The sequence below is a fragment of the Amycolatopsis sp. NPDC058278 genome, from assembly GCF_042881395.1.
In the GTDB taxonomy this organism is placed as follows: domain Bacteria; phylum Actinomycetota; class Actinomycetes; order Mycobacteriales; family Pseudonocardiaceae; genus Amycolatopsis.
The window spans coordinates 15,445-29,534 of sequence record NZ_JBHVXZ010000065.1; the positions used below are offsets into that span (position 1 = coordinate 15,445).

The following is a 14,090-nucleotide window of genomic DNA, read 5'->3' on the forward strand; positions in this document are numbered from 1 at the left end:
GCGGAGTACGTCCGGCGTCCGATGGCGCCCAACGAGCCACCGCCCCTCGGCCTGTCACACTTGCAGTTCGGGACCCTGCTGACCGCCGCGCGGGAATCGACCAAGCCGTTCGACTTCGCGCTGGTGGCGATGCTCGGTTTGCTCGGTCTCCGAGTGTTCGAGGCGTGCGCCGCCGACATCGGCGAAGAACACGGACACCGGGTGTTACGCGTGATCGGTAAAGGCGGCCAGTCGTACTGGTACCTCTGCCGCCGGCGGTCGGACGGGCGATCGATCGAGCCGTCAGCGACCACGGCGCAATCCTGCTCAACCGACGAAGCGCACGCACGGACCGGCCCTGCGCAACCCGGCGGCTGCGCCGACTGGCCGAAGCGTCAGCTGTGCGGCTTCCTCGGACGCACCCCGCACATGCTCCGTCACCACGATGCTCGATGCAGGCGTCGACCTACGCGACGTCCAGATCGCAGCACGCCACGCCGACCCACGAACGACCATGCGCTACGACCGCGCGCAAGAACCTCGACCGGCACCGAACTACATCCTGGCGGTGTACGTGGCGTCTACGACCTGACACCCAACGCACTGTCTTGCCGAGTACCGGATGTCAGGGTAGGTCTGGACGGCTTCGTTCAGGCGCGATCGCAAGGTGAGCGTCCGTGCCGCCTCAGCGGAAATCGTTCGCGTGGTCTTCGGCCCACTGCGCGAACGTGTGGGCAGGACGGCCGGTGACGTCCGCGACGACGGTAGACACCTGCGGCGGTGCGGTGGTTCCGGCCTGCCATGCGGCCAAGATCGCGTCGACACCGATTGGCGGCATGGTCTTGCCGAGTTCGGCGCGTGCCCGGTCGACCGAGATCATCTCGAGGGTGATCTCGCGACCGGCGGCGGCACCGATGTGGCGTACCTGCTGCCGGATGGACAGTGACTCGGGCCCCCACACGGCGTAGGCGTGGCCGCGGTGCCCCGGCCGGGTCAAAGCGGTCACCGCGAGCGCCGCCAGGTCCTTCTCGTGAATGGGCGCTGTCTGCGCTTCCGGGTAGGGCACCCGGACGGTGCTCTCGTCGCGGATCGAGTTCCGCCACCACCACAGAGTGTTGGTGGCGAACATCCCGGGCCGGATGAATGTCCATGCCAGGCTGGAGTTCTCGAGGGCGGACTCGACGGCGATGTGTGCCCGGGCGATGGGGTTGTGCACGGCATCGGGGTGGATGACGGACCCGGACGACAGGAGGACCACGTGCTCTACGCCGGCGGACTCGGCCGCCGTCACGAAGCCGTCGATTCCTTCTGGCTTGGCGTAGAGGAACACGCGCTGCGCACCGTCGAGCACGGCAGGAAGGGTTTCCGGGTTCTCCAGATCGGCCGTGACGACTTCCGCTCCCGGCGGGAAGCCCGTCGGGCCCGGTTTCCGGCTCGTCAACCGCATCTTCTCACCCGCCGAACTCAGACCCGCCGCGACATGTCGACCGACATTGCCGCTCCCTCCAAAGACCACTGTGACCATGCTGGGAGCGTAGATCCGCGGCTTACTGATCGAAAGGACCTACCTTCAGGTAAGCTCAGGAGATGGAGGTAGGTTCCCAGGGTGGGCGCGACGCATGGCAGGGCATGAGTGACGCGTTCAACAGCGACTGCCCGGCGCGCGAGGTGCTCGAGCACATCACCACCCGCTGGGGCATGTTGATCTTGGCGGCACTGGGAGAAGGCCCGCGACGCTTCTCCGAACTGCATGCGACGATCGGTGGGATCAGCGAGAAGATGCTGTCCCAAACACTGCGCACCCTGGTGCGGGACGGGCTTGTCGCGCGAACGGTGGAGCCCACCACGCCGCCGCGGGTCAGTTACGAACTCACGCCGCTCGGCCAGGGCCTCACCACGTCACTGGAACAGTTCCTGGGCTGGATCCGGCAGCACACGATCGACGTCGTCACCGCCCAGCGCCGCCACGACCAGCAACACCGATGAGGTCGCCTGCCCCCATTTCCCGTGCCGCGCCCGAGTCCCAAACGCGCGCTCGTGCCGCCGAGCGGGCAGACGGCTCCCAGTCGGCGTACCGATGAAGTTATGGCCTGCCGGCGAACAGGTGGATGGCCTCGATCGCCCACTCCTGCCACTGTTCGGTCGTCCAACCGCGATCGAGACAGAGTTTGGTGTAGGTCTCGATGCTGATCAGGCTCCACACGATGTCGACCGTGCGCTGGTCCGATTGCCGTCCGTAGACAAGCTCGAGCACTTCGGCGATGGTCGTCCGCCTCCCCGCCTCGAGCTGAGTACACCACTGCGCGACCTCGGAGTCGCTGGCGCCCGCTTCGAGCAGCGCCGCCCAGAGGCGGGACACCGGACCCGAATAGATCCGCCCCGCTATCTCGATCGCGCCCTCCAGCCGGCGCTGCGGCGGCTCGGTGCGCAGTCTCAGGTAAGCCTCGCGCTCGACGAGCGGCACCGGCTCGGCGTCACCCACGATGGCGACGTCCATGGCCGCGCGCAACAATCCCTTCTTGGACCCGAACCCGCTGTAGACGGTCTCGACGGCGACGCCGGCCGCCTCGGCGATCGCCACCACGGTGGTCCGGGCCCACCCGGCCCGGGCGAACAGGTCCACTGCCGCGTTGAGCACTTCCTGCCGAGTCTGCTCGACCTGGCGCGCTCGGAGGGCAGATCGATACCTCCGCGGCGTGCTCGCCGCACCGCTGGTCACTCTTGCGATCATACAGTCATCCTTGGTTCAATACAGTCACGTTCCAGCGGATTGCTGGGGGTCGCGACTCGGCAAGGAGGCCGCGTCATGCAAACCCCGCACCATCCCCACCCCCCGACCACCGTCGACGTGCGCGACATGCAGGTCGCCCATCTAGCGTTCCGCCGAGAGTTCCGGCTCGCTCCGAGAGCCGTCCAGCGCGTTGCCGAGAGCGACCGGCGCCAGGCCAGACGGGTCGCGAAGCACCTGAAGTTCCTCATCCGAACCCTGGATCACCACCACTCCGGAGAAGATCGGCTGCTTTGGCCGAAGCTTCACCAGCGAGTTGCCGAACGGTTCGACCTGGCGGTGACGTCGATGGAACAACAGCACGAGACGATTCACGCGCTCCTTGACGACGTCTCCGAGCAGCTGCCTGTCTGGGCAGCACGCGCGGGTAGCGAGTCGCGCGATCAACTGGCCGGCACGCTCGGCCGGCTGTCCACCGTTTTGAACGAGCATCTGACTGCCGAAGAGGAACAGATCCTGCCGCTGGCGGCCCGACATCTCGAGGCGGCCGAATGGCAGGCATTGGAACGCGATGGCATCGACTCCTTGCCCAAGACCCAGGCGGCACTCGCCTTCGGCATGCTCATGTACGAAGGCGATCCCGAGGTCACGGCGCTCATGCTCCACCGCGCACCGGCCCCGGCTCGGCTGCTCATGCCCTGGCTCGGGCCCCGGGCTTACGCTCGCCATGCTCGCCGGATCCACGGGACGGCCACCCCGGTGGCCGGCACGACGCCCGGAACCGGCTCAGCCGCGATGTCCTCGTGCGAGGCCGTCGCCCGACGTGTGTATGAGGACCTGTGGAACGACCGGCGGTACGACGTCGCCGACGAACTCTTCCATCCTCGATTCTGCTCGAGCGCTGCTCCCGACCTCACCGGGGGAGCCGCGAAGCTCGCGGCCATCCGCGGCTACCACACCACGTTCCCCGATTTGAAGATCACAGTCGACCAGCTCATCGCCGCAGCCGACCAAGTCGCCGTCCGCTGGGCCATCACCGGGACCGACACCGGCGGCCTTCGAGGAAGGCCTGCCACTGGCCGGATCGTGACCACGTGGGGGGTCGACTTCCTCGAGTTCGAAGATGGCCGCATCATCCGCGACTGGGTCGGAACCGACTGGCTCGGCGCGCTCATCCAACTCGGCATCACCACCGACCCATGGAAGAACGCTGCACCAGGTGCAACCTCTGTACACGTGGAGAGCACTCCGAGAAGTCAGCCTCATCGCACCTGAAACACCCGGACCTTGACCGCTCTGCCGCAACACACGCTCATGGCTCTCCTTTATGTCAAGGGGTGGCTCTGGCAGGGGTAAGCTGAGCCACGGCAGGTTCGGGTTGTGGCTTGTCCGAAGGGCCGGTGTCCGAGGTCAGGCCGGTCACGCTGGATTGCAGAGTCGTCCCCGAGTGCCCTCCCGAGCCTGCCGCCTCACGTCGTGTCTGATCGGCCAGCATGCGGGCGTAGACGACATTGGACAGGCGTCGTTTGAGCGCACGCATCGCCTCCATCGAGGTCTTGCCCGCGGCTTTCTTGCCGTCGAAATAGACGCGGCCGGCGGTGGGATTACGAAGCTGGACGACGCCCATGATGTGCAGTGTCCTGTTAATCCTGCGGTTACCGGCGCGGGGCAAGCGGTGTCGTTGCTGCTCACCGGAGGAGGCGTCCAACGGCGCAGTGCCATTCCAGGACGCGAATCGATCCCGGGTGCTGAACCGGTGGATATCGCCGACGTCGGCCAACAGCCGTGCGGCGCCGGACGGGCCGATGCCATGCAGGTCCAGCAGCGTGGAGCCGCGGGCGATCACCAGCTCACGGAGATCCTTGTCCGCGGTCTTCATCTTCCTGTCGATCGTCTCGAGCTCGGCGATCAACTCCACGACCAGACGACGTCGGGTCTTGCCCACGATGTCGCGTGGTTTGATTGTCGCGACGATCGCGCGTGCTTGCGTCGCGGACAGGAACTTCTTCGCTCCGCCAGGAAACAGCTCCAGCAGCAGCCCGTGGAGACGATTGACGGTCTGGGTCCTGGCGCGACCGAGTTCATCGCGCCGGTCGACCAGCATGCCCATCACGACCAGCTCAGGGTCGGGCTGGAGACGGACCAGGTTCGGGGTCCGCAGCGCGACCAGAGCTACTGAGTGCGCGTCGACCGGGTCGGTCTTGCGGCCGTTACCGGTCGCGAACACCCGCACCTGCGCCGACAGCTTCGCCGGCACGTCCAGCACCGTCTCACCGTCGTGAACCAGCCGGTGGGCGATATGCCGCCCGACACCGTTGCAGCCCTCGACCGCCCATACCCGGTCGCTGAATCGGTGCCCAGTTGCCAGCATCTCGGCATAGCCAATCTGGTCCGTGCCGAATTTTCCGGCCGTGATCATTTCCCCGCGTTCGTCGATCACCTCGATCGTGGCCGAACGTTTATGCGGATCCATCCCGATAATTACCGGCATCCGGTTCTCCCTGCCTCAATCACGACCATGACAGCAAGGAGGGCACCGCTACTTCGAGCAGAACAGACCCTTTTCAGCCACTCCTCGCACGGTGCTCGGTGAGACGCATGCCATGAGAGAGCCACACCAATGAGACCGGCGGGCAGCCGATTGTGGGAGCGACTCACCGAGCACCTGGACCACAGTCTGGCCGGACCCGGTCCTGCCGCCCAGTCTCAAGTAGCCGAGATGCGGACGCGGTGAGGTCCCAGCGCTCCGGCTTCATCATGCCGTGCTGACGGCTCGACGCAATTTTCTCGATCAACGCCCGATACACCAGCATGATCGCCGTCTGCGACCGCTACGCGAAGCGCCGGGGTCTCGTCCCCTACTTTAAGGGCGCACGAGCCCTGTGCGCCTCTTAAAGGTGGCTTTGACCTGCTGTTTTATGACCAATGGCGCAAGAGTGCACGGAGGCACACGGGGAGGGCATGCGCTCTTGCCCCGCCGGAACCGAGCAGGTTTAGCGGCGGCGGTGGGCGGCTCGGCGCTCGTCGTGGGCCGACTTCTGACACTTTCGGGGGCGCTGAGCGTGCGGCCGTTCTGGCGCTACGACAGCCGGGACCACGGGGCGGAACTCAGAACTTGATCTGGCCGAGGAGCGCGCCGGCGACCGTGCTCAAGGCGTCGTCGTGCAGGTCGGGCGCCTCGGAGGACACCAGCAGGGCCGCGTCCCCGCCGGTGGCTGCCAGACCGCCGACGGCCACCGACCCACCGACCACCTTGACCTCGCCGGGGCCGGGTTTGGTGTCCAGGAAGGCCCGTAGCTCGTCGACCGCCAGGTGCGCGTCCCGCTGCATCTGCGGCGCGAGCAACGCCATGGCGCCCGTGGCCCGCGTGGCGACCAGGCGGACCGTGAACGCCTTCCCGCCGACCCGGTAGCCGCACTCGATGTAGGCGCCGGCGGCCGCATCCAGCGCGGACATCCCGTTCTGCTGCGCGGCGACCGGGTCGGCCGCGGGAGTGTCGGTTTCGGACACTTCGACGTCGGTGGCGTCCGGCTGCACCGGGCGATCGACACCGGCGGTCCGCAGGGCACCGGGCAGATCGAAGCCGACGGGGCAGTTCGCGGGCTTGGCGCCGGAAGCGGCTTGGCGGACCGCGTCGACGGCGACCTCGTACCCGCCCTCCGACGAGCAGCCGGCCAGCGTCGTGGCCCCGGCGAACAGGACCAGGCAGATCAGAGCGCGCACCATGAAGGGAAGTTAGCGCGCCGGACCCGGTTCGCGGGGCGGAACGGAGCAACACGTGCGTTAGCGGATCTTCGCCACCCGCACTCACGCAACCACCTGACCGCCTCGACTACACGGTTGATGAGTCGACTCGTACCCGAGACGAAAGGCTCGGTGAGCTCACACGGATATCCGCTCATGCCCGCCTTCGACACCTCCTGCCGAAGACCCTCGGCGCGGGCCGGGTCCAGCCATCCGCACGCCGTCGCGTATCCCACCACCGCCAACGCGTGCCTCCGCCGGGCACCCCTGCGTACCTGAGGACTCCACACCCGGCCAATGATCTTCGCATCCTCCCAGCACGCCCGGCCGTGACGAGCCGGACACTAAGGCCACGGGTCTGACACCGGCACCGCCACAGATCAACACCTTGCCGTGAACACACGCACTCTCAGGCCGCCGAGCGTGACCGGGAACAAGCGACCGAGGACGTACACGGACTGGGGTGGCTCGGCCGTGGCGGGTTACGGCGGCTGGGCGTGCCTCCTCCCTCCCGGATGGCCTCGAGCTGGCTGCCCGGGAGGGAGAGCCCAGGTTTATGCGGGCTGTTGCTTGGGGTCTACTTGAGCTGTTTGAAGTCGGCGGGTGGGGCCAGAGTCAATTTGGCGAGATTCTCTTCTGTCCGGGGCAGCCAGGTGTAGGTGGTCACTTCGCCCTTGGACTCCGGGAATTCCTCGCCGCCCTGCTCGTTGCCGCCCTTGACCGCGGTTTCCTTGACCGGCAGGTACGTCGTGCTGTCGACCCACAGGTCGATCTTGTACTCGCGCCGGGAGCCGATCACCCGGAGGTGGTGGGTGTCGACGGTGCCGACCTTCTCCTGGCCCACCAGCTCGACCTTGCCCTCGGCCACCGCCTTCCTCATGCCGTCCGGGTCGGTGGGGTCCGGGATCGGGGTTTGCGGTTTGCCGTCTCTCAGGTGGTCGACGGACCACCATTTGTTCTCCCAGTCGACCGTGGTGATCTCCTGGCTCTCCCCGAGGCTTTTGACGGCGTGCGACTGTTGGCGGTGGGGCGGGCCGGAGGGGGGTGTGGGTGGGCCGGACGGGAGGGTCATCTTCCGGTCCCCGGCACGACCCGTCTGGGTGGTGGCCGGAAGGCTGGTGTAGACGTCGTTGCGGTACCGGTGGGTCGCCTTGTCGGTCCAGGTCTCGTAGTAGCCGCTCTCGTAGGTGTCCTTCGAGTAGATGACGTACTGGGTGCCCTGGCCGAGTGCCTTCACCGTCTCCGCCTGGACGTACGCCACGGTGACGATCCGGGGCTGAGCGCTGGTGGGCGCCGCGGTGGCGGCTCGGTCGGGGGTGGCCTGGGTCGAGACGACCACCGCGACGACGGCCGCGGCGGCCACCGGGGTGGCGATGGCACCGGTGATCGCCCACGTGCGCCGGGTCCGGCGGCGGCGGAGCTTGCGGACCAGGTCCGGGCTCGCGTGGACGTCGTCGATCTCGTGCCGCAGCCGGTCACCGATCCGGCGGCCGTACTGCTCATCGGTGAGCACGGGGAACCTCCTGGAGTGAGTCGTGGTCGGCCAGCAGCTCGCGCAGCCTGGCCAAAGCCCGGGATGTGTGCGATTTGACCGTCCCGGAGCTGAAGCCGAGCAGCCCGGCGGTCTGCTCGACGGACATGTCTTCGAAGAAGCGCAGCACGATGACCTGCCGTTGGCGGATCGGCAGTTCGGCCAGCGCGCGCAGCACCACGCGACGCTCGGAGACCTGCTCGTACCCGGCGTCCACCGCGTGCAGCGTGTCCACGTCGGGTGGCATCGGGGCCTCCCTGGGGCGCCGGAACAACGCTCTGACCCGGTCCCGCGACAGGTTCAGCAACACCGTGCGTGCATACGCCTGAGGCGAGTCACGCGCCCGCGACCAATGCCGGGCAGTGCGCAACAGCGCTGTCTGCAACAGGTCCTCGGCGTGCCCGCGGTCACCGGTCAGCAGGTACGCGGTGCGCAGCAACGCCGTCGAACTGTCTTCGACGAACACTTCGAAACTGGGATCTACCCGCATATCCCTCAGAACGTCCGCATGCGAAACCAGGTTGTCATCGGTTCCAGTGTGACGCTCGGCCGCGGAAGCGTGCGTCAGGTGGGGATCGTGCCGGTCGTTCGGACGGTCCGCCGGACGCGGAACGCCGAGACCATGCTGAGGACACCCGTGACGGTGCCGAAGGCCAGGCCGGTGGCCATGACGACAGTGCCGGCCACGGTGCCGGGGTTGGGCGAGACGAGGTTGGGTTGCAGCTGGTTGGCCAGGCTGCCGGCACCGACGATCCAGAGACCGATGAAGGCACCGAAAACCGCATGCCACCACCAGCGCGCGGTGACCAGCACCAGCACGCCGGCCGCGACGATGAAGGCGATGCCGGGTGGGAAGGGGAGCGACGGCGGCAGCTCTGCCAGGCCTACGGCACGACGGCGCACCGGCCGCCGCGTCACCTGCGCACCGCCGAAGAGCTGCGAGAGGTTCTCTCCGGCCTCAGACGCTCAGCATGTCCTTGAGGAACTGGTCCAGATCGCGCTGGCAACGAGGCTCCTGGCCGCCGATCCGCACTGAAACCGACGAAGGTGCGGCGATGCCCGCCGGCAGCCGCGCGAGCGTCGACTTGCCCACGCCCGACCGCGCCCTCAGGTCGAACTCCTCCGCGCAGCGCCTCGGCGTTCTCCGCCCAGAGGTCGATCTCGTTACGTCTCCGTCCGGTCGGGTTCCTGGTCGAGCGGGTTACGTCGGCGGGGTGTCGGCCGGGGAGCGGCTCCAGTTGAGGGCGGTATGCCAGGCGGTGAGCAGTGCCTCGTCATCGGCGTACGTCGGTGCTGTCCCGAGCGGGATCCAGGTCTGCTCGACGACGGCGCCGTCGTCGATGCAGTGGATGGTGATCCCGGAGTAGCGGAATTCCTCGGAGGTGTGCCCGGCGGCGACCGAGACGATGCGAACGTCGTGCCGTAGCCGCACCTGCCTGTCCGCCATCGACCACGCTCCCTTCAGCTTTGACGTGGATATCGCGCGGCGTTCGTGTTGTGTCACACCCAGAAGCGCTGCAGGGTGCAAAACACCCCGCTCGGGTGAATTCAACTCATGCCAAAGATGGTCGTTCCGGCAGGTGGGGACACTCAGTGCGACAGGTTGAGGGTGGGGTCGTGGGCGTGTTGCTGGATCCAACTCCGGAGACGGGACCATGGTCGGTTGAGGTGTTCGTGACAGCGCCTGTCTACACAGTGCGGCGCCGGTGGACTGCGTCGATCGCGACGGCACCGTCGTGAGCTCGGCAGCGGTGGTTACCGAGCTACCGGTGCTCGAACCGGACCGTCGCCCAGCGATGTTCGAAGTCCCTGCCGGCGACCTGCCAGCAGGGAGCCGTGCGGGAGCACGTCCGTTCCACGCACGCGTTTCGGAGCACTCTGCCGGCGATCGGCGTGACGTAGGTCTGTTGGCGCGGGATGTGGTTGCTCCGTCTCCGGAGCACAGTAAGCTGCGAGAGGGGCACGTTCCGTCACATTGGCGGGACCTGGAGCAGGGGGATGGATGCGTCACTTCGTGATGCGGTCATGACGGCACCCAGGCGGGATTTGCGGCTGATGCAGCAGCAGGCCGGTGAGCTGGACGCACGGCTCGCTGCCGCCCGGCACACCGCCCGCTCGGGCGACCGGCTGGTCACGGGCCAGGGCAAGCTGCTCGACTTGCGTATGCCGCTGGTGCTCGACATCGGCGCCGGCCTCGGCACCGTGACCGTGGACGGCCTGGGGCAGCCTCGTGTCAGTGGACCTCGCTCGCGACGCGGTCGCCAGGCAAACCGGCGCCAGCCTCGCCGGGCACGTCTTGCGCGCGATCGCAGGCGCCGAATCGGCCGCGGCCACCCGGCGCAAGGCCATGATCGACGAAGCCGCGCGGGAGGTCCGATGAGCGACGGCGACTTCACCAACCCTTCGGCACCGCCGCAGCCGGCTCCGGCTTCGAGGTCTACCCGCAGGCCTTGCGCGCAGCCACCGACGACGTGTTCGCCGCGCGCGACAAAGTGATCAAGTTCGGCCAGGAAGACCTGGCGCAGGTGGTCCTGCGCGACGACGACGTGGGCATGCTGGGCACACAGGCCGGCGTCGTCGAGATGTTCACCGAAGCCATCGCCCACATCCGCGACAAAACCGCCAAAGGTGCCATGCAGCTGGGGCAGTTCGCCGAAGCGCTGGACAAGGCGGCCGACTACTACGACACCCAGGACGAAGCGGACTTCAAGCGTCTGCGCGACCTGGAGAAGGGCACGGGCTGACCCGTGAGCGCACCGACCGCCCCGCCGGCACGGGCCGCCGCGCCGCAGCCCTATCCCGACGAAGCCGACGGGAAGATCCGCAGGATCGCCGAGCTGCTCGGCCGCGGCGAGATCATCCAGCTGCTCGACGACGTCCGCAACAAGCTGCGGGCAACGCCTTCCAGGTCCAGGACATGGCCATGGAGTTCGCGAAGAACCACACCCTCGCCGACGCCGTCGACGACATCGACAACGCGGTCCAGGCGGTGGCCGGCACCTGGACCGGGCGCGCCGCCGCCCAGTTCACCACCTACGCCGACCACGTCGGAAAAGCACTCAGCGACCAGCAGGACGTGGTCGGCAGCATGTCCGAGATCCTCTCCGGGATCGCCGGCTGCGTGATCGAGACCTACAGCAAAGCCATCGAGTTCATCGGCACCTGCGCCGTCGAACTCGGCAAGTTCGGCTACAAGACGATCGTCGCGATCGCCACCGCCGCGATTCCCATCGTCGACGCGTTCGCCACCCTCGTCACCGCTATCAACGGGCTGTTCTTCCAGGCCGTCACCACACTGGGTAACTTCCGCGCGCAAGCCACCGCCATCGTCCAGAGCGAAACCGACTTCCCCGACCTTCCCCCGATGCCCGCCAACTCCGGAATGGACAACGAGAAGCAATGGCGCATCGACCCCACCGCAGCTCCCGCATGAACACACGAGTCCTCAGCTGCGCCCTACTCGTGACGGCAAGCCTGCTCACCGGCTGCGGCCCTTCGGCACCCGAACGAATACTTGCCCAGCCGCCGACCCCGGCACAGACCGGCGCGCCGCTGCCACTGGACCAGGTCGACAAGCCCCTTGACCTGACCAGATTCGACGCCGACCCGTGCAGCCTGCTCACCAAAGACCAGGCCGCCGCGGTCGTGGCCGATCCACCCGACCAGGTACGCGCGTTCCGGCAAGCAACTGCGCCCATCTACGGCTGCACCTGGGGTGAACCGCTCGGCGCGAACGCCACCGCCTCGAAACCGGCCAAGAGCCCCCGCACCCTGACCGAACTGTCGGAGTCACCGGCGCGGAAAGCCGACATGTTCGAGCCCTGGACCGAAACCTCGATCGAAGGCCTGCCCGCCATCGTCTACCACCAACGCGGCAGCACCGACGACTGCTCGGTATCCGTCCAGGTCACCGACCAGCAGATGCTGACCTTCGAGATCATCGGAAAAGACCTGCCCCGCAACTACTGGGCCAACGACCGCTGCGGCGGAGTCGCAAAAATGGCCGAAGCCGTCGTCAACAACCTCCACCAAAACTAGACAAGGTCTCAGTGTGGGGCGCGCGTGGCCGGTGCCGGAAAGGCGGTGACCAGCTTTTCCAGTGCGCTGCAGGCGGTGGCGGAGGTGTAGGGGCCGAGGGCGACGAGTGACGCAACGAGGGCAGCGACCTCGCCCGGACTGAAGGTCAGCGGCGGCACGCGGGACAGCATGGCGAGCCGGTAACCGCCGCCGGTTCCGCGTTTGACTTCGACCGGGATGCCCGCGGCGCGCAGGCGGATGACGTCACGTTCGACGGTGCGCACGGTCGTTCCCGTTCGCTCGGCCAGGACGCGGCCGGGCACGAAGCGGGGCGCCCGCGCGCGCATCTCCTCGATCACGGCGTGCTGCCGTTCGACCAGGGGCACCGCCTGGTGCAGCTGGGTCATGCCCGGGTGCCGGCCGGAACCGACCAGGCGCGGCGAGGCGGGCATCGGCTCCCCTCCCGCCGGCCGGAATCCCGAAAGCCGACATGGCTTTGTCGTGAAGACGATCCTGACGTGATCCCATGGCCGGCCCCGCAGACCAGCGATCGTTCGAAGTCCGTCCTGTCGACGCCATGTGCTTCGACGACCTGGCGGTGATCCTCAACCCCGGCGGAACCGAGCGCGCCTGCTGGTGCCTCGCCCACCGGGTCACGCCGGCCGAGTACAGCGCCTTGCGAGGTGAGCAGCGAGCCGAACGAACCCGGAGCCTCTGAGCCGAACGCCCCGCGCCCGGCGTGCTCGCCTATGCGGGCGACACGCCGGCCGGGTGGTGCGGAGTCTCGCCGCGGTCGCGGTTCGAGCGGCTGAAGCGGTCACGGACGATCCCCGCGCTCGACGACCAGCCGGTGTGGAGCATCGTCTGTTTCGTCGTCGCGTCGCCGTTCCGGGGGCGCGGGGTGGCGAAAGCCTTGCTGGACGGGGCGGTCGGCTATGCGCGCTCGCACGACGCGCCAGCCGTGGAGGGGCTACCCCGTGGACACCGAGGGGGCGCGGATCGGCCCGAGCGCCGCGCACGCGGGCACGACCGCGTTGTTCGAGGAGGCCGGCTTCCACCGGATGGAGCGGACACAAGCTCGCGTCGACGGCCGGATCCGGTGGCTGATGCGGCTCGACCTCAGCCGGTCAGAGCTTCGAGATCGGTGACGAACGCCGCCGAGGGGACGGACCAGCCGGGCTCACTCGCCCGGTGCGGCCTCACCGCGTCGGAGAATCGGGGATGGCGGATCTGCTCCATGCAGCAGATCTTCTCACTGCACATCACGACGAAGGGCCCCTCCAAAAGCCGGGCCGCCGGTGCATGACGACCTGGTCCGCCGGAACTTCACCGCCGACGCACCGAACGGCGGCGCTGTCCCCCGCCGCTATCGACGTGCCGATCGTCGCCGCGCCCCAGAGAGCCCGGTCAACCCATACCTCCGCAGATTCCGCGGTCCCCGGACCGGTCTCGCCGAGATGTCAGCGTGGTGACCAGTCGCTCCGGCCCTTCAGGCCGTTAAATGTCAAATCACTGTCCGTAACGCGCTGTCATGCCGCTGGTCGGGTATACGTCCGGCGAGTCACCGACCGTGCTACAGCCGCTTGGTGGTGACCAAGGAGGTTCCGTGGACCGCGTCCACCTGCTCACGTTCGGTTTCGGTGAATCCGAGCTTCTCCAGCACACGGCGGGAGGCAGTGTTCCACTCCCACACCATGGCCCACAAACGTCCGTACCCAGCCGACCTGGCCCAGTCCAAAACAGCCATCGCGGCTTCGGTCGCATAGCCACGCCCCCAGGTCCGGCGCAGCAGCTCGAACGCCAGCTCAGGTTCTCCCTCGAAGCCCCGCCCGCGGTCGGTCAGCCCGCAGTAGCCGATGACGTCGCCGACGGCCTCCCGCTCGACCGCCAGCAACCCGAACGACGCCGACCGGCCGGCGCGAATCGCCTCCTCGAGCTCGGCAACGGTCGGACGCCCACCAGCATCGATCCGCCGATGCGGCGGCACTCGCGGGTCACGTTCGGTCCACAGCTCGCGCTGCACGGCAGCCTCGGTCACCCGCCACGGTCGAAGCAGTAGACGATCGGTCTCGAGCATGACCTCACGTCCTG

At 67.8% G+C, this 14,090-nt stretch carries 20 protein-coding genes and 1 pseudogene; 9 read left to right on the plus strand and 12 right to left on the minus strand.

The features are described 5' to 3' along the window. Window positions 1–54: 54 nt before the first annotated feature. Window positions 55–192: a hypothetical protein gene (locus ACFVYA_RS29540; RefSeq protein WP_387049585.1), complete on the minus strand. Its 138-nt coding sequence runs from the start codon at window positions 190–192 to the stop codon at window positions 55–57. Between the two features lie 472 nt (window positions 193–664). Beyond that, the gene (locus ACFVYA_RS29545) at window positions 665–1,504 is read right to left on the minus strand and encodes an NAD(P)H-binding protein (protein WP_387049586.1); all 840 of its coding nucleotides are present in this window, start codon (window positions 1,502–1,504) and stop codon (window positions 665–667) included. 62 nt (window positions 1,505–1,566) lie between these two features. On the opposite strand from ACFVYA_RS29545, the gene ACFVYA_RS29550 reads away from it, so the two are divergent. Next, window positions 1,567–1,965 carry a winged helix-turn-helix transcriptional regulator gene (locus ACFVYA_RS29550; protein WP_387049588.1) on the plus strand — a complete coding sequence of 133 codons (399 nt, stop codon included), beginning with the start codon at window positions 1,567–1,569 and terminating at the stop codon, window positions 1,963–1,965. 97 nt (window positions 1,966–2,062) lie between these two features. Here ACFVYA_RS29550 and ACFVYA_RS29555 read toward each other — a convergent pair whose 3' ends face one another. Next, window positions 2,063–2,602 (minus strand): TetR/AcrR family transcriptional regulator, encoded by a 540-nt coding sequence (locus ACFVYA_RS29555; RefSeq protein WP_387049590.1) that lies wholly within the window; start codon window positions 2,600–2,602, stop codon window positions 2,063–2,065. A 183-nt stretch (window positions 2,603–2,785) separates the two neighbouring features. Here ACFVYA_RS29555 and ACFVYA_RS29560 point away from each other — a divergent pair, with 183 nt between their 5' ends. Further along, the gene (locus tag ACFVYA_RS29560) at window positions 2,786–3,982 is read left to right on the plus strand and encodes an ester cyclase (RefSeq protein ID WP_387049591.1); all 1,197 of its coding nucleotides are present in this window, start codon (window positions 2,786–2,788) and stop codon (window positions 3,980–3,982) included. A 55-nt stretch (window positions 3,983–4,037) separates the two neighbouring features. Here the strand turns inward: ACFVYA_RS29560 and ACFVYA_RS29565 are convergent, their stop codons facing one another. The 7 genes from ACFVYA_RS29565 to ACFVYA_RS29595 form a co-directional block, all read right to left on the minus strand. Then, entirely contained in the window at window positions 4,038–5,198 is a 1,161-nt protein-coding gene (locus ACFVYA_RS29565) for an IS110 family transposase (protein WP_387049593.1), read from the minus strand. 617 nt (window positions 5,199–5,815) lie between these two features. Continuing rightward, window positions 5,816–6,433 (minus strand): hypothetical protein, encoded by a 618-nt coding sequence (locus ACFVYA_RS29570; RefSeq protein ID WP_387049594.1) that lies wholly within the window; start codon window positions 6,431–6,433, stop codon window positions 5,816–5,818. Between the two features lie 595 nt (window positions 6,434–7,028). After that, complete coding sequence (locus ACFVYA_RS29575) at window positions 7,029–7,964, minus strand: hypothetical protein (protein ID WP_387049595.1); 936 nt, start codon at window positions 7,962–7,964, stop codon at window positions 7,029–7,031. Next, entirely contained in the window at window positions 7,951–8,448 is a 498-nt protein-coding gene (locus ACFVYA_RS29580; RefSeq protein WP_285993677.1) for a SigE family RNA polymerase sigma factor, read from the minus strand. Before ACFVYA_RS29580 ends, ACFVYA_RS29575 begins: the two co-directional genes overlap by 14 nt. Window positions 8,449–8,546: 98 nt before the next feature. After that, window positions 8,547–8,900 carry a hypothetical protein gene (locus ACFVYA_RS29585; protein WP_387049598.1) on the minus strand — a complete coding sequence of 118 codons (354 nt, stop codon included), beginning with the start codon at window positions 8,898–8,900 and terminating at the stop codon, window positions 8,547–8,549. Window positions 8,901–8,940: 40 nt separating this feature from the next. Next, window positions 8,941–9,075 carry a hypothetical protein gene (locus tag ACFVYA_RS29590; RefSeq protein ID WP_387049599.1) on the minus strand — a complete coding sequence of 45 codons (135 nt, stop codon included), beginning with the start codon at window positions 9,073–9,075 and terminating at the stop codon, window positions 8,941–8,943. A gap of 108 nt (window positions 9,076–9,183) precedes the next feature. Continuing rightward, the gene (locus tag ACFVYA_RS29595) at window positions 9,184–9,429 is read right to left on the minus strand and encodes a hypothetical protein (protein WP_387049601.1); all 246 of its coding nucleotides are present in this window, start codon (window positions 9,427–9,429) and stop codon (window positions 9,184–9,186) included. A 789-nt stretch (window positions 9,430–10,218) separates the two neighbouring features. Here ACFVYA_RS29595 and ACFVYA_RS29600 point away from each other — a divergent pair. The 4 genes from ACFVYA_RS29600 (at window position 10,219) to ACFVYA_RS29615 (ending at window position 12,020) form a co-directional block, all read left to right on the plus strand. Then, complete coding sequence (locus ACFVYA_RS29600; RefSeq protein ID WP_387049602.1) at window positions 10,219–10,362, plus strand: hypothetical protein; 144 nt, start codon at window positions 10,219–10,221, stop codon at window positions 10,360–10,362. A gap of 70 nt (window positions 10,363–10,432) precedes the next feature. After that, window positions 10,433–10,726 (plus strand): hypothetical protein, encoded by a 294-nt coding sequence (locus tag ACFVYA_RS29605; protein ID WP_387049604.1) that lies wholly within the window; start codon window positions 10,433–10,435, stop codon window positions 10,724–10,726. A gap of 179 nt (window positions 10,727–10,905) precedes the next feature. After that, window positions 10,906–11,415 carry a WXG100 family type VII secretion target gene (locus ACFVYA_RS29610; protein ID WP_387049605.1) on the plus strand — a complete coding sequence of 170 codons (510 nt, stop codon included), beginning with the start codon at window positions 10,906–10,908 and terminating at the stop codon, window positions 11,413–11,415. A 29-nt stretch (window positions 11,416–11,444) separates the two neighbouring features. After that, window positions 11,445–12,020 (plus strand): DUF3558 domain-containing protein, encoded by a 576-nt coding sequence (locus tag ACFVYA_RS29615; protein WP_387049607.1) that lies wholly within the window; start codon window positions 11,445–11,447, stop codon window positions 12,018–12,020. Window positions 12,021–12,028: 8 nt separating this feature from the next. Here ACFVYA_RS29615 and ACFVYA_RS29620 read toward each other — a convergent pair whose 3' ends face one another. After that, on the minus strand, window positions 12,029–12,451 hold the full coding sequence (locus tag ACFVYA_RS29620) for a helix-turn-helix transcriptional regulator (protein ID WP_387049609.1): 423 nt from the start codon (window positions 12,449–12,451) through the stop codon (window positions 12,029–12,031). Between the two features lie 74 nt (window positions 12,452–12,525). Here ACFVYA_RS29620 and ACFVYA_RS29625 point away from each other — a divergent pair, with 74 nt between their 5' ends. The 3 genes and pseudogenes from ACFVYA_RS29625 to ACFVYA_RS29635 all read left to right on the plus strand — a co-directional run bounded on the left by ACFVYA_RS29625 (window position 12,526) and on the right by ACFVYA_RS29635 (window position 13,147). Continuing rightward, complete coding sequence (locus ACFVYA_RS29625; RefSeq protein ID WP_387049610.1) at window positions 12,526–12,717, plus strand: hypothetical protein; 192 nt, start codon at window positions 12,526–12,528, stop codon at window positions 12,715–12,717. A gap of 21 nt (window positions 12,718–12,738) precedes the next feature. Then, a pseudogene (locus tag ACFVYA_RS29630) lies at window positions 12,739–12,945 on the plus strand (GNAT family N-acetyltransferase); the annotation flags it as partial. A gap of 31 nt (window positions 12,946–12,976) precedes the next feature. Continuing rightward, a complete protein-coding gene (locus ACFVYA_RS29635; RefSeq protein ID WP_387049649.1) occupies window positions 12,977–13,147 on the plus strand; it encodes a hypothetical protein in 171 nt (56 codons plus the stop codon). A 425-nt stretch (window positions 13,148–13,572) separates the two neighbouring features. Here the strand turns inward: ACFVYA_RS29635 and ACFVYA_RS29640 are convergent, their stop codons facing one another. Beyond that, a complete protein-coding gene (locus ACFVYA_RS29640; protein ID WP_387049612.1) occupies window positions 13,573–14,076 on the minus strand; it encodes a GNAT family N-acetyltransferase in 504 nt (167 codons plus the stop codon). Window positions 14,077–14,090: the final 14 nt, after the last annotated feature.